General features: G+C 69.8%; 12 protein-coding genes and 1 pseudogene. 9 read left to right on the top strand and 4 right to left on the bottom strand.

All coding sequences use genetic code 11. The features are described 5' to 3' along the window. Positions 1-159: 159 nt before the first annotated feature. The 5 genes and pseudogenes from ACFVV1_RS24200 to ACFVV1_RS24180 all read left to right on the top strand — a co-directional run. A pseudogene (locus ACFVV1_RS24200) lies at positions 160-4,185 on the top strand (amino acid adenylation domain-containing protein); the annotation flags it as partial. After that, the gene (locus ACFVV1_RS24195; protein WP_389992721.1) at positions 4,175-5,857 is read left to right on the top strand and encodes a phytoene desaturase family protein; all 1,683 of its coding nucleotides are present in this window, start codon (positions 4,175-4,177) and stop codon (positions 5,855-5,857) included. The pseudogene ACFVV1_RS24200 and the gene ACFVV1_RS24195, both read left to right, overlap by 11 nt. Positions 5,858-5,919: 62 nt before the next feature. Further along, positions 5,920-7,656: a phytoene desaturase family protein gene (locus ACFVV1_RS24190; RefSeq protein WP_389992718.1), complete on the top strand. Its 1,737-nt coding sequence runs from the start codon at positions 5,920-5,922 to the stop codon at positions 7,654-7,656. Next, positions 7,653-8,708, top strand: coding sequence for an MDR family NADP-dependent oxidoreductase (locus ACFVV1_RS24185; RefSeq protein WP_389992715.1), 1,056 nt, complete (start codon positions 7,653-7,655; stop codon positions 8,706-8,708). The genes ACFVV1_RS24190 and ACFVV1_RS24185 overlap by 4 nt, the downstream gene beginning before the upstream one ends. Positions 8,709-8,829: 121 nt before the next feature. Beyond that, the gene (locus ACFVV1_RS24180; RefSeq protein WP_389992963.1) at positions 8,830-10,005 is read left to right on the top strand and encodes a cytochrome P450; all 1,176 of its coding nucleotides are present in this window, start codon (positions 8,830-8,832) and stop codon (positions 10,003-10,005) included. Between the two features lie 50 nt (positions 10,006-10,055). On the opposite strand, the gene ACFVV1_RS24175 is transcribed toward ACFVV1_RS24180, so the two are convergent. Beyond that, on the bottom strand, positions 10,056-11,345 hold the full coding sequence (locus ACFVV1_RS24175) for a cytochrome P450 (protein ID WP_389992712.1): 1,290 nt from the start codon (positions 11,343-11,345) through the stop codon (positions 10,056-10,058). A 348-nt stretch (positions 11,346-11,693) separates the two neighbouring features. Between ACFVV1_RS24175 and ACFVV1_RS24170 the strand changes: the two genes are divergently transcribed. After that, positions 11,694-12,128, top strand: a complete 435-nt coding sequence (locus ACFVV1_RS24170) for a GNAT family N-acetyltransferase (RefSeq protein ID WP_389992709.1) — start codon at positions 11,694-11,696, stop codon at positions 12,126-12,128. Between the two features lie 639 nt (positions 12,129-12,767). On the opposite strand, the gene ACFVV1_RS24165 is transcribed toward ACFVV1_RS24170, so the two are convergent. Further along, on the bottom strand, positions 12,768-13,949 hold the full coding sequence (locus ACFVV1_RS24165; protein ID WP_389992706.1) for an MFS transporter: 1,182 nt from the start codon (positions 13,947-13,949) through the stop codon (positions 12,768-12,770). Then, entirely contained in the window at positions 13,949-14,389 is a 441-nt protein-coding gene (locus ACFVV1_RS24160; protein ID WP_389992703.1) for a hypothetical protein, read from the bottom strand. The genes ACFVV1_RS24165 and ACFVV1_RS24160 overlap by 1 nt, the downstream gene beginning before the upstream one ends. Positions 14,390-15,204: 815 nt before the next feature. Between ACFVV1_RS24160 and ACFVV1_RS24155 the strand changes: the two genes are divergently transcribed. The 3 genes from ACFVV1_RS24155 (at position 15,205) to ACFVV1_RS24145 (ending at position 20,068) form a co-directional block, all read left to right on the top strand. After that, positions 15,205-15,792 carry a DinB family protein gene (locus tag ACFVV1_RS24155; RefSeq protein WP_389992700.1) on the top strand — a complete coding sequence of 196 codons (588 nt, stop codon included), beginning with the start codon at positions 15,205-15,207 and terminating at the stop codon, positions 15,790-15,792. 183 nt (positions 15,793-15,975) lie between these two features. Beyond that, entirely contained in the window at positions 15,976-17,223 is a 1,248-nt protein-coding gene (locus ACFVV1_RS24150) for a DUF4032 domain-containing protein (RefSeq protein WP_389992698.1), read from the top strand. Between the two features lie 148 nt (positions 17,224-17,371). Beyond that, entirely contained in the window at positions 17,372-20,068 is a 2,697-nt protein-coding gene (locus tag ACFVV1_RS24145; RefSeq protein WP_389992695.1) for a SpoIIE family protein phosphatase, read from the top strand. Here the strand turns inward: ACFVV1_RS24145 and ACFVV1_RS24140 are convergent. Further along, a complete protein-coding gene (locus ACFVV1_RS24140; protein ID WP_389992692.1) occupies positions 20,007-20,441 on the bottom strand; it encodes a SpoIIE family protein phosphatase in 435 nt (144 codons plus the stop codon). The two genes, ACFVV1_RS24145 and ACFVV1_RS24140, sit on opposite strands and share 62 nt — an antisense overlap. Positions 20,442-20,591 lie beyond the last annotated feature (150 nt).

The following is a 20,591-nucleotide window of genomic DNA, read 5'->3' as shown; positions in this document are numbered from 1 at the left end:
ACACCCGCGGGGGCGCGGCCGTGGGGGGCGCCGGCCCCACGCCCCGGGCCCCGGCGGCGGGGGGGGGGTGGGAGCCCTTGCGGGCGAACGGGGGGGGCGCGCCCCCCCTCGGGGGGCGGCGCCCCCCCCGGGGGGGCTCGGGGGAGGGGTACGCCGTGCGGGGCCGTGGTACCCCGGGCCCACGACGGCCTGGCCGAGTCGGTGGCGTTCGAGTCCGGCGGTGACGACAAGGCGGCGGTCGAGGTCTTCCACGACGAGCTCCGCCATCCGCTGACGCAGAACCAGAAGGCCCTGTGGTTCCTCAGGCAGCTCAACCCCGAGGGCTACGCGTACAACATCGGTGGCGCCGTCGAGGTCCGCGTCGCGCTCGACCCCGACCTGATGTTCGAGGCCGTCCGCTGCCTGGTCGCACGTCACCCCGCGCTGCGAACCAACTTCCTCACGGTGGACGGCCTGCCGCTCCAGCAGGTGTCGCCGGACCGGAGCCCGGACGTCGCGCTGTTCGACGTACAGGACCAGGAGTGGGACGACATCCACCGGACCATCGTGGCCGAATACCGCAGGCCGTACGACCTCGAGCGCGACCCGCTGTTCCGCTTCCGCCTCTTCAAACGCGGCCACGACCGTTGGGTGATCATGAAGGCGGTCCACCACATCGTCTCCGACGCGATCTCCACGTTCACCTTCATCGAGGAGCTCCTCGCGGTCTACGAGGGTCTGCGCCAGGGCCGTGCGCCCTCGCTGCCCCCCGTCACCGCCCGCTACCTGGACTTCCTCAACGCGCAGAACCGCTTCCTGGCCGGTGCCGCGGCGCACCGGATGCTCGACTACTGGCGCTCGCATCTGCCGGCCGAGGTGCCTGCCCTGGAGCTCCCCGCCGACAAACCCCGGCCGGCCGTACAGACACACAACGGGGCCTCGGAGTTCTTCGTACTGGACACGGCTCTCACCGCCCGTGTGCACGCACTGGCCCGCGCGCACGACGTGACCCCGTTCATGGTGCTGCTCAGCGCCTACTACGTGCTGCTCCAGCGCTATTCCGGGCAGGATCACGTCATCGTGGGCAGCCCGGTGACCGGCCGGACCGAGCAGGAGTTCGCTTCCGTCTACGGCTACTTCGTCAACCCGCTCCCGCTGCACGCGGACCTGTCCGGCGAGCCGTCGGTCGCCCAGCTGCTGCAACAGGTCCGTACGACCGTACTGGGCGGCCTCGACAACCAGGAGTACCCGTTCGTCCTGCTGGTGGACAAGCTGGGGCTCCAGCACGACCCCAGCCGTTCCGCGGTGTTCCAGGCCATGTTCATCCTGCTGACCCACAAGGTCGCCACCGAGAAGTACGGCTATCGGCTCGAATACATCGAACTGCCCGAGGAAGAGGGGCAGTTCGATGTCACCCTGTCCGTCTACGAGGACGAGGCGGACCACCGGTTCCACTGCGTCCTCAAATACAACACGGACCTGTTCCTGCCGGAGACCATGCGGCGGATGGCATCGCACTACACCACGCTGCTCGACAGCATGACCCGGGCACCGGCCGACCACCCCACGACCCGGCTGGAGATGCTCGGTGCCCAGGAGCGCGAGCGGCTGGTCGGAGAGTGGAGCGGCGCCGCGCGCACCGCTCTGCCGGCCGGAGCCGGGGAGCGGGAGGCGGATCGTGTCCGCCCGGTCCATCAGCTGATCAGCGAGGCCGCCGCCCGCTGCCCGGACGCGGTCGCCGTCACGGTCCCCTCGCGTCGCGGGGCGGCCCTCCGGCTGACGTACGCGGAACTGGACCGTCGCTCCGGGGAACTGGCCCGGCGGCTGCGCGGGCTGGGGGCGGGGGCCGGCTCGGTGGTGGCACTGTGCCTGGACAAGTCGCCCGACCTCGTCGTCGCGCTGCTCGCGGTGCTCAAGGCCGGTGGCGCCTATCTCCCGATCCTGCCCGACCACCCGGCCGACCGCGTCGCCCACACCGTGCGGACCGCGGCCGCCCGACTCGTCGTCGTCGAGGACGAGGCTTCCCGGGACCGGATGGCAGGGCTCCCTGCCAAGACGCTGACCCTGCGGGAACTGTACGGGGCGGAGCCCGGGACGGACGGCCGGCGGACGCCTTCGGCCGGCGCCGACGACTTCGCGGGCCTCGACTCACCCGCGTACGTCATCCACACCTCCGGTTCGACCGGGCACCCCAAGGCCGTGCAGGTCAGTCACCGCAATCTCGCCTCGGCGTACGGAGCCTGGCTCCAGGAGTACCGGCTGGACCGTGACGTGCGGGTGCACCTCCAGATGGCGGCCCCGTCGTTCGACGTCTTCACCGGCGACCTGGTGCGCGCCCTGTGCTCCGGCGGCAACCTGGTGCTCGTCGACCGCGATCTCCTCTTCGACACCGAACGCCTCTACCGCACCATGCGCGAAGAGCGCGTCGACTGCGCCGAGTTCGTCCCCGCTGTCGTACGCGGCCTCATGGACCACTGCGAACGCGAGGGCCTGCGGCTGGACTTCATGCGTCTGCTGGTCGTCGGGTCCGACGCGTGGAAGGCCGGGGAGTACCGACGGCTGCGCGGGCTGTGCGGACCGCACACCCGCCTGATCAACTCCTACGGGGTCACCGAGGCCACCATCGACAGCGCCTGCTTCGAAGGACCCGTCGACGACCTGGAACCCGGCCGCACGGTGCCGATCGGGCACCCCTTGACCAACAGCACGCTCCATGTGCTCGACCGGCACGGCGAGCCCGTGCCGCCCGGGGTACCGGGCGAACTGTGGATCGGCGGCGAAGGCGTCGCACTCGGCTATGCCGGCGACCCCGAGCAGACCGCCGAACGCTTCGTGACCCGGACACTGAGCCGGGAGCCGGGCGCCGGACCCGTACGCCTCTACCGGAGCGGCGACGCGGCGCGCTGGGACGCGAACGGACGGGTCCATCTGCTCGGCCGGGTCGACGGCCAGGTCAAGCTCCGCGGCCACCGCATCGAGATCGGCGAGATCGAGGCCCACCTCGCCCAGTGGCCCCGGCTGGCCCGGACGGTCGTCACCGTGCGCCCCGACGCCCGGGGGGAGGATGTGCTCTGCGCCTACTGCGTACCGGCGGACGGGACGGCGCTCGACCGGCGTGCGCTGCGGCGGTACCTCGCGGAGCTGCTGCCCGCCTCCATGGTTCCCTCGCACTTCGTCGCTCTGCCCGAACTGCCGCTGACCGCCAACGGAAAGGTCGACGTCGCCGGGCTCCCGACGCCCCGTTTCCACGCGGACGACGAGCCGGAGGAGACGCTCGGCACACCGTTCGAAATGAGCATGGCCCGGCACTGGAAGGAACTGCTCGGCCTGGAGCGGGTCGGCCTGACGCACGAGTTCTTCGAGGCGGGCGGCAGCTCCATCAAGCTGATCGAGCTGATCCACCGGCTGCGGCAGGAATTCGGCGTCGGCATCCCCGTCAGCCTGTTGTACAAGGTCACGACCCTGCACGGGATGGCCGCCACGGTGGAGCGCCTCGCCACCGGCGGGATCGCGGACGATCTGCCCTTCCTGAGCTTCAACAGCGACCGGGACCCGACGCTGTTCTGTTTCCCTCCGGCGGGCGGCCACGGACTCGTCTACCGGGCGTTCGCCGCTCAGCTGCCGCAGCACCGGCTGATCGCCTTCAACTACGTCCCGGGCGAGAACAAGGTGGCCCGCTACGCCGACCTCGTCGAGTCCCAGCGACCCGAGGGCCGATGCCGGCTGCTCGGCTACTCCCTCGGCGGCAACCTCGCGTTCGAGGTCGCCAAGGAGCTCGAGAGCCGGGGACGCGACGTCGCCCATGTGATCGTCCTCGACTCGCACCGCATCCTGGAGCCCTACGTCCCCGGGCCTGAACACTTCGAGATCTTCGAGGCGGAACTGGCCGAACACCTTCACAAGCACACCGGATCGGAGATCGTCGCCCGCGAAACCCTGGACCACGCCGCGGAGTACCTGGCGTTCTGCGGCCGCACACCGAACCTCGGCACGGTCTCCGCGACCGTCAGCGTGGTCACGGACGAGGAGAAGCAGGCGCTCTACGCCGCGGGCACACGCGGCACCTGGCACGGCAGCTCCACCACGGCCACGGCCGTGCTGCGCGGCTCCGGAATCCACGCCGACATGCTCGACCCCAAGCATGTGGCCCGCAACGCCGAGCTGGTGCGCGGCATCCTCCAGGAGGGCGGCACCGATGGCCGGTGACACGGACGACGCATGGAGCCCCGATGGGCGGGACGCGGACGGCAGACCCCGGGTCATCGTGATCGGCGCCGGCGTCGCCGGAATGTCCACCGGCTGCTACGCGCAGATGAACGGGATGCGGTCCCGCATCTTCGAGAAGCACGTGCTGCCCGGGGGCTGCTGCACCGCCTGGTCGCGCGACGGCTACATCTTCGACTACTGCATCGAATGGCTGATCGGCACGGCCGACGGCAACGACGCCCACCAGGTGTGGCGCGAACTGGGGGCGCTCGACGGCAAGACCATCACCAACTTCGAGATGTTCAACCGGGTCGTCGACGAGACCGGCCGGTCGGTGGTCTTCTACAACGACCCGGACCGGCTGGAGAAGCACCTGCTCGGCCTCTCGCCCGCCGACGCCCGGCTGATCCGCTCGTTCTGCCAGGACCTGCGGCGATTCACCGCCATCGATCTGTACCCGTTCCTGACCGCCCCCGCCCTGCGGACCGTACGCGAGAGAGCCGCGACACTGCGCACCCTCCTGCCCGCGTTCCGCCTGTTCTGGCGTACGGCCTCGACACCGATGCACGAGTTCGCCGACCGGTTCCAGGACCCGTTGCTGCGCCGGGCGTTCCGCAACATCTTCTTCCAGGACCCGGAGGGCTTCCCGCTGCTCCCGTACCTGTTCAACATGGCCGGCGCCCACCACCACAACGCCGGCTTCCCGCAAGGGGGTTCACTGGGCCTGGCGCGGTCGATCGAGGAACGGTACACGGCGCTCGGCGGCGAGATCGGCTACCGGGCACGGGTCGAACGGATCCTCGTCGAGGACGGACGCGCCGTCGGCATCGAACTGCGCAACGGCAGGCGGTACTACGCCGACCATGTCGTCTCGGCCTGCGACGGCCACACCACGATCCACGGCCTCCTGCAGGGCCGGTACACCGGGCCGCGGATCGACAAGCTCTACGACGACCTGCTGCACCGGCCGGGCACCCTCTTTCCCGCGGTGGTCTCGGCCTTCGTCGGCGTCCGCGGCGACCTGGGCCCCGACCGGGCGCACAGCACCACATACCTCCTCCCTCCCGAGGACGCCGCTCGGCTGCCCGGCGCACTCCAGAGCAGCCTGGTGGTCCAGCTGCGCTCCCACTACTCGGACGGCTTCGCCCCGCCCGGAAGATCGGTGGTCCACTGCACCTACTTCAGCGACTTCGCCTACTGGAAAACGCTGCGGGCCGCCGACCGGAAGGAGTACCGGGCGCGAAAGCGCCAAGTCGCCGAGTTCGTGAGCGACTTCCTGGAACGCCGCCTGCCGGGCACGGCCGAACGCATCGAGCTCGTCGACGTCGCCTCCCCGGCTACCACGCGGCGATACACGGGCAACCACGACGGCTCCATCCTGGCCTGGAAGGCGTTCTCCGAGGCCGATGACATCGCGGCCAAGCTGGTCGGCAAGGACCGCATGCGCCTGCCCGGCCTGCGGGGCTTCTCCATGGCCGGGCAGTGGGTCGGCATGGGCGGTCTGATCCGTGCCGCGTCGACCGGCCGCTTCGTCGTCCAGTACCTCTGCGACGAGCTGGGACGCGGGTTCACGGCGACCGAGAGCACGGGCGGCGAGCCATGGCATCCCGGAAAGCTGGGCCGGCTGCCCCAGCTCGACAGATGGTCCGCGCGCGGGGACACCCGCACATGAACACCGAGGAGAGCAGGTTCATGTCGCGTTCCGAACAAGGGCCGATTTCCGGACAAGGGCCGATGACCGAGCGAGAGTCGATTCCCGAACGAAAGTCGGTGATCATCATTGGTGCAGGGCTCGGCGGCCTGTCCACCGGCTGCTACGCCCGGATGAACGGCTACCGAACCCACGTCCTGGAGATGCACGAACTGCCGGGCGGCTGCTGCACGGCCTGGGACCGCGGCGACTTCACCCTGGATCCCTGCGTCAGCTGGCTCCTCGGCAGCGGCCCCGGCAACGAGATGCACCAGATCTGGCTGGAGCTGGGCGCCCTGCAGGGCAAGGAGGTACGGCATTTCGACGTGTTCAACGTCGTGCGCGGCCGGTGCGGCCGGGCCGTGTACTTCTACTCCGATCCCGACCGCCTCCAGGCACATCTGACGGACCTCTCGCCCGCCGATGCCGCCCAGATCCGGGACTTCTGCAAGCAGCTGCGCACGTTCCGCAAGTGCCTCGCCGTCTACCCGTTCCTCAAACCGGTCGGGCTGATGTCCCCGTGGGAACGCTGGCGGATGCTCGCGTCCTTCGTCCCGTACTTCAACACCGTGCGCAAAACCATCGGCGTACTGATGACCGACTACTCGTCGAGATTCAAGGACCCCCTGCTGCGCGAGGCGTTCAACTTCATCCTGTACGAGAAGCACCCGGCGTTCCCGGTGCTGCCGTTCCACTTCCAGCTCGCCTCGCACGCCAACCTCTCCGCGGGCGTACCCGAGGGAGGATCGCTCGGACTGGCCCGGTCGATCGAGCGGCGCTACCGCGGACTCGGCGGCGAAGTGACCTACAACGCCAAGGTCGAAGAGGTCCTGGTCGAGGACGACCGGGCGGTCGGGGTCCGGCTCAGCGACGGGAGCGAACTGCGCGCCGACATCATCGTCTCGGCCTGCGACGGCCGCACCACGATGATGGATCTGCTCGGCGGCCGCTACCTCGACGACGCGTACCGCCGTCTCTACACGAAGACCATCCGCGAACCCGGCATGGTCTTCCCCGGATACTTCACACTCTTCCTCGGCCTGCGCCGCGACTTCCCCGACGCCGACCCCTGCACGACCTACCTGCTCGACGAAGCGGAAGCGGCCGAACTCACCGGCCTACGCCACCCCAGCATCAACGTCCAGTTCCGCAGCAGGCACTACCCGGAACTCTCCCCTCGGGGCACGAGCATCGCGTACGTCACCTACTTCTGCGACATCGCCCCCTGGCGTGCCCTGGACGAAGGACCGGAGCAGGTGACCCGGACCCGTGGCGGTCAGAAACTCCACACACTGCCGGTACGCCACGGCCGCGGGTACTACGCGGCCAAACGGCGGGCCCGCGACGTACTCGTCGCATTTCTGGAACGGCGCCACCCCGGCATCACGGACGCGATCACCGTGCGCGACGTGTCCAGCCCGCTCACGCAGGTCCGCTACACCGGCAACTACGACGGCACCGTCCTCGGCTGGCAGCCGTTCGTGGAGAGCGGCGAGACGCTGGAAACGCTCATCAAGAAGCACGGCCCCGGCCTGCCGGGACTGCGGAACTTCTACCAGTCCGGTGTCTGGGCGACGACGGGCGGCCTGATCCGCGCGGCGGCGGCGGGCCGGCACGTCATGCAGTTCATCTGCCGGGACGACGGCCGGACGTTCACCGCTTCCGTCGACGAGAGCGGCCCGCCACCGACCCACCTCGTCGTTCCGGTGGGGCCCCGGCCGCACGCGCAGACAGTGATGGGGGACCGTTCGTTCACCGTCGGGAGAAAGGGAACGGGATGAGGACCATGAAATGGGTGGTACGTGAGCACATCGAGGGCGTCCCCGACGTCGGCAGGGTCTACGGGCTGGTCGAGGAGGCACTCGACGTCGACCTGGCCCCGGACGAGATGCTGCTGAGGACGCGTTATGTATCGGTGGACCCCTACCTCCAGGGCATCGCGCTGGACACCCCGCTCGGCGCGCACATGGGAGCCGACTCGGTCATGGAGGTGCTGGCAGCCGGACCGCTGGCGGCCCACCGGCCCGGTGATCTGGTGCAGGGGTTCGGTGGCTGGCGCACCCATCTGGTCAGCAACGGAGCGGCGACCCCTTGGCAGACGGGAACGTTCCCGATGGTCTTCCCGGCATACCGCCGCCTGGACCCCCACTGGTACGACGACGCGCTCCCGCTCGCCACCGCGCTGAGCGTCATGGGCGGACCCGGGATGACCGCGTGGGGCACCCTGACGAAGTTCCTGACGGTCCGTTCCGGGGACACGGTCGTGATCAGTGGCGCCTCCGGCTCCGTGGGTTCACTGGTCGGCCAGCTGGCCAGGCTCGCGGGCGCCCGGGTGGTCGGCACCACGTCGACGCCGGAGAAGGCGGAGTACCTCGACGAGCTGGGATTCGACGCGGTCGTCGTATACCGCCACGGGGACAGCCGTGAAGCCGTCCGAGCAGCCCTCACCCGGGTCGCACCGGACGGAGTCGACAAGTACTTCGACAATCTCGGCGGCACCGTGACCGATGCCGTGTTCTCCATGCTCAACGTCGGCAGCCAGGTGGCCGTGTGCTGGCAGTGGGCCACCCAGGTCGGCCGGGACGCCGTCGGGCCACGCCTGCTGCCGTACACCATGTTCCCGCGCACAACCGTGCGCGGCATCTTCTCGCTGGAATGGTTCACCGAGGAGAACTGGCGGGCGCTCCACGACGAGCTGGGCGGCAAGGTCCGGCGGGGCGAGATCCGTTGCGGTCACACCCTCCACCACGGCTTCGAGAACATCCCGGACGCCTATCGGAGCCTCTACCACGACACGGGAGCCAGCCGGGGCAAGGTCCTGGTCGAACTCTGACGACAGGCCGCCGCCCCCCAGCCTCGTCCCCGCCCGCCCTGCCCGTCCGACCGCGCCCCGCAGCCCGCCGCACCTGTGCATGCCTGGAGGTCCCGTGCCCAGCTCCGACGACAACGACACGATGACCGGCCCGCCGACGCTCCCTCTGCACCGTCTGAGGTTCGGCCCGCCCGGACCGCCGACCCCGGTCACGCAGCCCGACGGGACCGAGGCATGGCAGGTGAGCCGGTACGAGGACGTACGCAAGGTCCTGACCGACACCCGGTTCGGACGCGCACAGCTCCACGCACCGGACGCCCCGCCCCTGACCGGAGAATCAGGCCTGGTGGGCAGCCTGGATCTGATGTTCAACCAGGACGGCGAGGACCATCTGCGACTGCGCCGGACCCTGCGGCGTGCCTTCACGCCGAGGGCCGTCGCCCGCTGGCGGCCCTGGATCGCGTCGATCGTGGAACAGCGCCTGGACGAACTCGCCGACAGCACGCCTCCGGTGGACCTGGTCGCCGGCTTCACCCTTCCACTGCCGGTCGAAGTGATCAGCCGGCTCATGGGACTGGACACCCCGGCCCGGGAACGGCTGCGTCACTGGAGCGAGTACGCCTTCTCCGACGGCTCCCACCGCAAGGAGGAGATGGAGTCGGCGCTGGCGGAGTTCGCCGCCTTCGGAGCCGCACTGCTGGCCGAGCGGCGGAGCGTGCCCGGTGACGACCTGACCAGTGTGCTCGTCCGGGCGGCCGATGAAGAGGGCGGCATCCCGGAGGGACAACTGGTCGACCTCGTGTGCGGACTGGTGGTGGGCGGACACGACAGCACCATGACGATGCTCGGTAACTCCCTGCTCTATCTGCTCGGCGAACGCCCGGAGTGCTGGCACCGCCTGGGGGAGGACGAACAGGCCGCCGGGACGGTGGCGGAGCGGCTGCTCCACCTGATTCCGCTCGGCGACGACCGGGGGTCCGCGCGTTACGCCGCCGTCGATACGGAGGTCGGCGGCGTGACCATCCCGGCGGGCTCGGTGGTGCTCGCCGACTGCGGCATGGCCAACCGTGACCCCGATGTGTTCCCGCCCCGGCAGTCCGACGACCTGTTCGCCCCCTTGGCAGCCCCCACCCTGACGTTCGGCGCCGGGCCGCACTACTGCCTGGGCGCCTGGCTGGCCCGGCTCGAACTCCAACTGTCCCTGCACCGGCTCGCCGGCCGCTTCCCCGGCCTCCGCCTGGCACGCCCCGCCGACGAAGTCGAATGGCGACGCGGCACCACATCCCGCAGTCCGCAGCGGATCACCGTCACCTGGTAGGACGGGGACCGGCGGACCGGTCCATGGAGAGGCGAGGTCCGTACGCCCGCTCAGTGCAAGTGCACCGGCAGCGATTCGACGCCGTACACGATCGACAGCTTCCGGAAGGCCAGTTCCTCGGGCGGGACGGCGAGGCGCATCCGGGGAAACCGCCGGGCCAGGGCGGGATAGGCGGAGCGCAGTTCCATGCGTGCCAGTTCGGCGCCGACGCAGCGGTGGATGCCGTAACCGAAGGCGAGATGACCCGAGGGGTTGCGGTGCGGATCGAAGCGTCCGCCGTCGCTCACGTACGACGTGTCGCGATTGGCGCTGCTCAGTGAGCAGAGCACCATGTCGCCGCGGGGGATGACCACCCCCGCTATCTCTATGTCCTGGCGGGCGAAGCGGGGAAAGGCGAGCTGCACCGCGGAGAGGTGGCGCAGCACCTCTTCGACGAACGGTGCGGCGGTCGCGTCGTCCGTCCGTATCCGCTCGAAGACGTCGGCGTTCTGCAGCAGCACGAGGGAGCCGAGGGCGATCGTGCTGGCGGTCGTCTCGAAGCCGCCGGTCAGCACGCCGTCGGCGAGGCCCGCGAGTTCCTCGTCGTCGACGCTGTCGCCGTGCTCCTTCACGATCATGCCGAGCAGCCCGTCGCCCGGTGCCTCGCGCTGCATCCTGACCACGTTCCTGAAGTACGCCAGGGACTCCGACATGGCGCCGAAGGGCGCGGTCGTTCCACCGAAGAGGTCGAAGCGGTCCATGGCCAGCTGCTGGAAGTCGTGGCGGTCCTCGTAAGGCACGCCGAGCAGCTCACAGATCGTGAGGGAGGGTATCGGCAGCGCGAACTCCTTCACCAGATCGACCGGGCCCCGACGGGCTTCCATCGCGTCCAGACGTTCCTCGACGATGGCATCGATCCGGGGCGTGAGACGACGCAGCCGCCGCATCGTGAACTCCGGGGTCAGGATGCGGCGCAGTCGCGTGTGCACGGGAGGGTCGCTGAACCCGAGCCCGCCGGGGCTCTGTTCCGCTGCCACTCCGGCATTCGTCGCGAGATGGGCGAAGTCGGTACTGAAACCGTCGGCTGATCCGAGCACGGCCTTCGACTCCTCGTAGCCGCTGACCACCCACACATCCATACCGAACGGCAGCGACACCTTGGACACCGGCGCGGTCGCCCGGAGCCCGGCCAGCTTGTCCACCGGGTCCAGACCATCCCTGCGCAGCAGCATCAGCAGGTCCTCGGGCAGCAGCCGGATCGTGGAGGAGCCGATTCCGTACTTCTGGATCCTGGACAGGTACGTGCGCCCAAGCCGGGCGGTGATACGAGAACGGAACTTCGTCCTCAACGTGTTCTCCATGGGTCGTCGCGCGGTCCGCACACACATGGTGCGGAGATGAGAGTCGGTACAGCAGGCTCGGAAGTGGACATGGGCGGGCGCCGGCACGGCTTGCGTCGAGAGACGTCGTATCTCAGGGAAGAAACCGGAAGAGCGCTGGTAGCACACGGTAGCGCGAGCGTGCGGGACGGAGGCGGCTGGAGCACGCGCCATGGGCAGGGCGGACAAACCGTCGGCAGGCGGGCCGCCCGGCTGCCGGCGGCGCCGCGAGAGCGGGCTCCGCCCGCGACGTCCTGGCGTGAAGGCAGGCTGCGTGAGCCGACCGGACCGCGCCGGGCCGAGGGGACGCACAGAACTATGCTCACAGACATGATCGAGACTGAGCGACTGTCGCTACGGCCCCTTCAGCTCTCCGACGTCGATGCCTTCGTCGACCTCCATGCCGACCCGAGGGTCAACCGGTTCGTCGGAACCTACACCCGTCAGCAGGCCTGGGAACGACTCGCTGTGATCGAGCGTCAGTGGGCTGAGCGGGGCCATGGTCTCTGCGCGGTCGAACTCAGGTCGAGCGGGGAACTCATCGGCAGAAGCGGCCTGCAGTACTGGGAGCAGTTCGACGAAGTCGAGCTGGGATGGACGTTTCGGGCGGAGTACTGGGGACACGGATACGCAACCGAGGCGGCCAGGGCGTGCCTCGACTGGGGCTTCGCCACGCTCGAAGAGGACTACTTCACCGCTCTCGTCCGACCGGGAAACGAGCCGTCCGTGAGAGTGGCCGAGCCGAGCGCCGCCCTCGCTTGTTAGACACGACGTCTAGCAAACTGTTGGACGGAACGTATAGCAAGAGTGCCGCGCGGGCCTACCCCTCGTAGAGAATCCGCTCGAACTCTCTTGGCGGCGACGTCGTGCGCCGGCCGTCCCGGAGTCGAGAGCGGGCACCTGGCGGGTGGGGCGGAGGTGCGGTCACCCGCTCGGCGTCCTGCCCGGTCGCGAATGTCGGCGGGGCTCCGGGCCGCAGGCTCACGGCCCTGCGGGATCCCCCGGAGCCCGGTCACCGCCCAGCCGGTCACCGTGCCGATGACCAGGCCCGGCAGACTCGATCGGCGCTGTGCGGGATGCCGCGATCACAGCCGCCGCTCCCAGCGGCACCAGGGCGCATGAGCCCCTGAACACGCGGCGCACAGCGGTCGGCGAGCCATGTCCGACGGTCCCGCACCGCCTGGGGTGAGCCCTGCTGGAGTGGGCACTGGTCGTCCATCGCCGTAGCATGGTCCACGAGGACGGCTCCTCTCAGAGAGAGATCGGATTCACCATCAGTGGCAGCCCCCTGTGAGAGCAGGGGGCTGTTGCCGTGTCAGGCGGTAGCCGGGGAAGGACACCCGTGCACTCCCGTACGGTCCACCTTCCTGCGGTCGCAGACATCTGCCGTGCCCCGTGCGCGGTTCACCGCGGCGGCCTCAGCGCGGCGTATGTTCCCGCGCCCGCTGCCAGCAGCATCACGCAGCCCGCGAAGATCAGGCCGGCCGGGCGCAGCCCGAGCCAGGTGGCCATGGCGCCGACTCCGACCACCGGTAGCGAGATCCCGGCATAGGCGACGACGAAGAACGCCGAGATGGTGCCGCCACGATGCCGTGCCGGGGCCGCGCCGCTGACCAGGGTGAGCGCCGCGCGAAAGGCCAGTCCCTGGCCGGTGCCGCCGCACAGCGCGCCGAGGACGAGCAGGGGCAGGGATTCGGCGATCAGCGATGACGCCACCAGCAGCAGGCCCACGACGAGGATGCCGCACCCCACGGGGAGCGCGAGGAGCGCGTCGATCCGTGGCGTCAAGGACTGCCCGACGGTCGAAGCGAGGAACACGGAGAACACCACCGCACCGGAGACGGCCAGGTTGTGCACACCCAAGGTCCGCGAGGCAAAGCTCGGCGCCACCGCCGTGAACAGCCCGAGCAGCGAGAAGCCCGCGAACGCTGCCAGCGAGGCGGGCGTGAACACGCCCTTCACCTCGGGAGGCACGGAGACTCCCTGCGGCTTCAGGCGCGGCCACCGCTTCGGCTCCGTCACGGTCTCCGGCAGGAGCCAGGTGACCCCGACGGCCGCGGCCACCAGTCCCAGGTGGACCCAGAACGGCAGCATCAACGGCCAGGGCGTGTACTGCGCGAGGAGACCGGCGAGCAGCGGACCGCAGCCCAGACCACCCATGTTCGCCGCAGTGGCGGCGAAACCGGCCCGCACCTTCTGCCCGGGACCCGCCAGTTCGATGACGGCCGCCGTCGCCGCGCCGCTCAGCAGCCCGGCCGCGCAGCCGGAGAGCAGCCGCCCCACGAAGAGCAGAGGCAGACCGCTCTGCAGGAGGAAGCATCCTGCGCTCGCGGCCGACAGAGCCAGGGCACCCAGGAGCACAGGTCTGCGGCCGACCTGGTCGGAGTAGTTGCCCGCCGCCAGGAGCACGGTGATCACCGCGACGGCGTACACGGCGAAGACCACCGTCACCATCAGCTCGGAGAACCCGATCTGCTCCTGGTAGAGCCCGTACAACGGTGTCGGCAGGGTGGTCCCGGCCATGCCGACGGCGAACACCGCCGCCGCGGCCAGGTAGCCCGGCCGTCGGCGACCGCCTGGATTCATCAGTCCCAGAGTTTGTACGTCACGACCCGGTGGGTCTGCGCCGGCGTGCTGTCCGTGTAGACGAGCTGCAGCCGGGTGAAATGCTGGAGCTCAGGATGTTTCTGCCAACTCTGCGGACGGTCGAGCCGCACCTTGACCGGGTAGGTGTGGAACTTGCCCACGGCGCAATAGGGCTGACAGTCATTCACCGCATCAAGTCCGCTGCCCACGGCGGACGTCGGTCCCCAGTAAGTCCAACGCAGTGTGATGAGGCGGTTGTTGCCATCCCCGCAGGCGATCAGGAAGTCACCGGGGCGTACTTGTGAATTCGAGAAACAATCGACGGCCACCGCGCGAGCGGGCGCGGCCGGCCGTGCGGAAGCGGAAGTCGGTACCGCTGCCGCTGCGAGCGCCGCAGCAGCACACAGCATGACCGCTGTTCTGAGTCTGTTTCGTTGCATGTCGGCTCCCCAGCTGCCTCTTTCCGAGCCCGAGCGGCCTTCCCGTCGCACCGGACCGGCCCTGTGTGCCGAGGCCTGCGCGTCAGCAGCAGTCGTCGGTGACGGTGCCCTTCCTCCAGCGGTCGTTCCTGAATCGACAGTACGACCGTGCCCGGGTATGCACCACCCGTACAGGTATCGGCCACGCGGAGCAGGAGGGGCTTCAGCTGCCCGAGCCGGAGCTCACCGCGTTGTGCCAGACGGTCAGGTCCAGCGTCATGTCCGTACTGGGCGAATCCTCGGACGAGAAGCCCGGGACCGTGACGAGGCCGATGTGCCCCGTGCCCGTCGCTGTTCTGCGACTGCTGCCCGTCGTCCTTGAGCAGGAAGTACGCCGGCCGCCGCCCGGGTGGTGGGCGAGTGGGCCGCGGGCGGGGCGGAGGGTGGGGGTGGGGGGTCTGGACCGGGGCAGGGGCTGCAGGGGCGGTAGGAGCGCAGCGGCGCGGACTGGGCGTATGCGCCGCCGACGGCGCCTGGAAGCACACGGCCCAGCCCGTCGGGCGGGGACGTTCGTCCTGCTCCGTCGCGTCGTGGGATCCGTACCGGAAGCCCCGCTCGCGCGCCTTGCGACAGGCCTGGTCCAGCCAGTTCCAGGCCAAGTCCGCCGGCGAGCACGGCATGGGCGGGCGGCCGCGCGCCGGACTCCCACCGGCGGGTCTCCACACGCGACCGCCGACCGCCGACTGCCGCCAGGGCGCGAAGGCGCGTGCCGGTCCACTCCCCGGACAGCGGAGAAAGGCGGTGGACAGAGATCCTGCAAGCGACAGACTGGTCACATGACCCGATCGGACCTGAAAGCAGACCTTCACCTTTACCTGCAGGATGCTCGCGAAGCCCTGCTGTGGAAGCTTGAGGGGCTGTCGGAATACGACATCCGCCGCCCCATGACTCCCACCGGCACCAACCTGTTGGGACTGGTCAAGCACATGACCGGCGCCGAAGCGATGTACTTCGGCGAGACCTTCGGGCGGCCGATCGACGCGCCGCCGCTCTGGATCGTCGGCAACGCCGAGCGGAACTCCGACATGTGGGCGACCGCCGACGAGTCGCGTGAGCAGATCGTGAAGATGTATCGCCAGGTATGGGCCCACGCGGACGAGACCATCGAGTCGTTGTCCCTCGACGCGGTCGGCCGAGTGGCCTGGGGGGAACGCAACGAGGTGACGCTCCACCGGACTCTCGTCCACGTGATCGCCGAGACGGATCGCCATGCCGGGCATGCCGACATCGTCCGGGAGCTCATCGACGGAGTCGTCGGACTGCGGACCGGAAGCGACTGCATGGCGCCCGGCGACTCGGCGTGGTGGGAGGAACACCGCAGCCGGCTGGAGCGCGTGGCCCGGGAGGCGGACGAACGCGCTTAGGGCCTCTCGTTTGGATCTTGCCGGGCTCGCGTGCCCCGGTGCCGTGCCGTGCCGTGCCTTGCCTTGCCGCGTTGCACGGCACCGGACCCCGCGCCCTGTCCGTCTCTGATCCGCCGGACAGGCCCTGGATCCGGGTGGCTGCGTCACACTGATGGTCCCGTCACCGTACGAGCGAGGCGACCGATGGCATTGCGGTTCAGCGCCACCAATCCCGAACACCCCGCGCTCCTTCTCGAACTGCCCTGGCACCTGCCGCTCGAGGAGTGGCCGGAGAAACACCTGGTGACGCTGCCCCGCGGCATTTCCCACCACGTCGTGCGCTACGCCCGGGCCGGGTCCGACGTGGTGGCGATCAAGGAGCTGGCCGAGCGCCCGGCGGTACGCGAGTACGAGCTGCTGCGCACCCTTGCCCGGCTCGGGATACCTGCGGTGGACCCACTCGCCGTGGTCACCGGGCGCACCGGCAGCGACGGGGCACCGCTGGAGCCGATGCTGATCACCCGTCACCTCAACGGGTCCCTGCCCTACCGCTCGATGTTCGAGACGACCATGCGCCCGACCACGGTGCACCGGCTCATGGACGCACTCGCCGTACTGCTCGTACGGTTGCACCTGGCCGGATTCGCCTGGGGCGACTGCTCACTGTCGAACACGCTCTTCCGCCGGGACGCGGGGGCCTACGCGGCCTACCTCGTGGACGCGGAGACCGGCGAGGCGCACAGCCGGCTCAGCAGGGGACAGCGTGAATACGACATCGACCTGGCCCGGGTGAACATCAGCGGAGAGATGCTCGACCTGGAGGCCGCCGGAGCGCTCCATCCCTCAGTGGACCCGATCGCGTTCGGCACGGAGATCTGCCGGCGGTACGAGGAACTGTGGAAAGAGCTGACCCGTACCTCGGTCTATCCGGCCGGCAAGTACCACTACATCGAACGGCGCGTGCGCAGGCTCAATGATCTCGGCTTCGACGTCGCCGAGATGCAGATCGTCAACTCCTCGGACGGCGACACGGTCACATTCGTACCCAAGGTCGTCGACGCGGGGCATCATCAACGCCAACTGCTGCGGCTCACGGGGCTCGACGCCGAGGAGAACCAGGCCCGCCGGCTCCTCAACGACCTCGAGGGCTGGATGGCGACACAGGAGGACCACGCGCCGGGCGACCCGCTCGGCGCCCGGGCGGAGGTGCTGGCCCACCGTTGGGTCCGCGAGGTGTTCAGGCCGACGGTGCGTGCCGTACCGCAGGACCTCCGCAACTCCATGGATCCTGCCCAGCTCTATCACGAGCTGTTGGAACACCGGTGGTACATGTCCGAGCGCGCACAGGGGGACATCGGCCTGCACGCGACCGTGGCGGACTACGTCGCCACGGTCCTTCCCCGTCCCGGCACCGAAGTGCCCCCGGGAAGCGGTTCTCCGTCACCCGAGTGACTCCGTATCGGGCGGGGCCCATGCCGGACGGACCCGCTTCGTGCCGACCGGACCCGCCCTGCCGTGACACGCGCATCCCTGCCCGTCGGCCGTCGCACAGTGCGTCGCGTGGGTCGCCCGGTGTGAGCGCAAGGTGTACAAAGAGGTCATGACCGGACGGGACGGCCGCCGACGCTCGGTTCTCAGGATGCGAACTGTCGCAGGTCAGGTCTTTCTCCTGCAGGTGGCGATCGTCGTGTTGCTCGTGGCTGCCGCAGTGGCCGCGCTGGTACTGCAGTCCCGGGCCGCCAGCGAAGGAGAAGCCCGTAACCGTTCGGTCGCTGTCGCCCAGGCCTTTGCCAGCTCACCGGGGATCGAGGCGGCACTGAAGAGCCCCGACCCGACCGCGGTGCTCCAGCCGCTGGCCGAGAGGGCCCGGAAGCTCACCGGCGTCGATTTCGTCGTCGTGCTGAACCGGGCCGGAGTCCGCTACACCCACCCCCTGCCCGACCGGATCGGGAAGAAGTTCGTCGGCAACCTGAAGCCCGCGCTGAACGGCGGCATCGTCGTCGAGGAAGTCACCGGGACCATCGGACCCCTCGTGCAGGCCGTGGTACCCGTCACCGGCCATGACGGCCGCGTGGTGGGTCTGGTCTCCGCCGGAATCACCATCAAACGCGTGAGCGGCGTCGTCGAGCAGCAGTTCCCTCTCCTGTTCGGCTCCGCCGTGGGAATCCTGATGCTCACCACGGCCGGGACGGCACTGGTGAGCAGACGGCTGCGCCGCCAGACGCATGGCCTCGACCCCACCGAGATGACCCGGATGTACGAGCATCACGACGCCGTCCTGCACGCGGTGCGCGAGGGCGTCCTCATCGTCAGCGGCGACGGCCGGCTGCTGCTCGCCAATGACGAGGCCCGCCGGTTGCTCGGCCTGCCGACGGATGTGGAGGGGCGCGTGGTCACCGAGCTCGCGCTCGACCCGGTCACCACGGAGTTGCTGGTCTCGGGGAGGACCGTGACCGACGAGGTGCTTCCGGTCGGCGAGCGCCTGCTCGCTGTCAACCAGCGGTCGACCGACCGGGACGGCGGCCCGCCCGGCAGCGTGACGACCCTGCGCGACACCACCGAGCTCCAGGCGGTCACCGGCAGGGCCGACGTGGCGCGCGGACGGCTGAGTCTGCTGTATCGGGCCGGCACCGAGATCGGCACCACCCTCGATGTGGTGCGTACGTGCGAGGAGCTGGCGGAATTTGCGACCGCCCGTTTCGCCGACTTCACCACCGTCGACGTGATGCAGGCAGTCCTGCGCGGTGAGGAGCCCACGCGCGCGGGCCTGGATACCGAGTGGCGTCGTACTGCCTTCAGCGGCGTACGGGACGACTCGGTGCTCGAACCCGTCGACTCGCTGCTCCGCTACCCGCCGACCACGCCCGTGGGGGCCGGCCTGCGCAGGGGGGAGACGGTCCTCGACGCGGATCTGGCGGCCTTCTCCGGGTGGCAGCGGCAGGATCCCGCAGGGGCCCGGGCGCTCCTCGCGTACGGAATCCACTCGATGATCGCGGTTCCGCTGCGCGCCCGCGGCGCCATCCTGGGCGTCGTCCAGTTCTGGCGCGCGGGGGAGTCCGAACCGTTCGAGGACGAGGACCGGTCACTTGCCGAGGAACTGGTCGCCCGGGCCGCGGTGAGCATCGACAACGCCCGCCGCTACACACGCGAGCACGCCACGGCGGTGACCCTGCAACGCAGCCTGCTGCCGCGCGGCGTCCCCGACCAGAACGCCATCGACGTCGCCTACCGGTACCTGCCCGCACAGGCCGGTCTGGGTGGCGTCGGCGGGGACTGGTTCGACATCATCCCGTTGCCCGGCGCCCGCGTCGCGCTCGTCGTGGGCGATGTTGTCGGCCACGGACTGCACGCCGCCGCGACCATGGGGCGCCTGCGCACGGCGGTCCACAACTTCTCCACCCTGGACCTGTCGCCCGGTGAACTTCTGTGGCACCTCGACGAACTGGTCGCCCAGATCGACCAGGACGAGGCCGTCGACAGTGCCGATGCGGAAGTCGCCGGCGCCACCTGCCTCTACGCGATCTACGATCCGGTGTCCGGGCGCTGCACCATGGCGCGGGCCGGCCACCTCCAGCCCGTGGTCGTCCACCCGGACGGCACCTCGGAATTCGCCGACGTGCCCGGCGGCCCGCCGCTGGGGCTCGGTGGCCTGACCTTCGAGAGCTTCGAAATGCAGCTGCCCGAGAACAGCCGGCTCGTGCTCTACACGGACGGACTCGTCGAGGACCGGCACCGGGACATCGACGAAGGCCTGTCCCTTCTCGGCCGGACTCTCGCCGAGAACGCCGACCGGACACCCGAGGAGACCTGCGATGCGGTCCTGCGCACCCTCGTGCCCGACCTCGCCCGCGACGACATCGTGCTGCTCGTCGCCCGTACCCGCAGACTGGACGCCGCGGACGTCGTCCAGATGGACGTACCCAGTGACCCCTCGTCGGTGTCCCGGGTACGGGCCGAGGTGTCCCGCAAACTGGCCGAATGGGATCTGGCGGAAGAGGCGTTCACCACGGAGCTGATCCTCAGCGAGCTGGTCACCAACGCCATTCGCTACGCCACCGGCCCCATCGGGGTACGGCTGCTCCGCGACCGCTCCCTGATCTGCGAGGTCTCCGACCGCAGCAGCACCTCGCCCCATCTGCGGCAGGCGGCCACCACGGACGAGGGGGGCCGGGGACTGTTCCTCGTCGCCCAGTTCGCCGACCGGTGGGGAACCCGCTACACGGACCACGGCAAGGTCATCTGGACCGAGCAGGCGCTGCCGGCCGACACACTGCCGGGCGGCCCCCCGAGTCTGTGACCGGGCCCGGCCACAGCCGGGCCTTCAACGGACAGAACTCGCCCCCCGCGTTCCGCGCCTCGCTCAACCCGTCCGTGTGCAGAACGATCACTTCCCCCGCGCGCAGCGGGTGAGTGGTGACCTCGGCGCCCCCGGGGCCCGGTTCACCCAGCCCCAGAGGCAGGGCAGGGGCCGTACGGAGCCGCTGCGTGCCGTGCGCGGTGAGCAGAAGCGGTGCCGGATGTCCGAGATCGACGATCCGCAGCGAGCCGCCGCCGGGTGGGAATTTCGGAATGAGAGCCGTGCCGAACAGCTCCTCGTCCCCGGCCGGGCATCCGGCATTGCGGGCGATACCGAGTTCGAGGTGATCAGCGAGCCGGCTCAGGTCCGTCAACTCGTGGGCGGAGAGGCGGGCCGGCAGGGCGTCGGCGAGACGGTCCGGGCTGCGTCATCGAACCGCGGTGTCACGGGTGAAATTGTGATGCCACCCATAGGAGCTGCGTCACATCCTAAGGATGATAGTAGGCGGTAGGCCGCCCAAGAG

This window comes from Streptomyces sp. NPDC058092, assembly GCF_042884935.1.
GTDB lineage: Bacteria > Actinomycetota > Actinomycetes > Streptomycetales > Streptomycetaceae > Streptomyces.
Note: the sequence above shows the minus strand (reverse complement) of the source record. Positions and strands in the feature narration are given on the sequence as shown.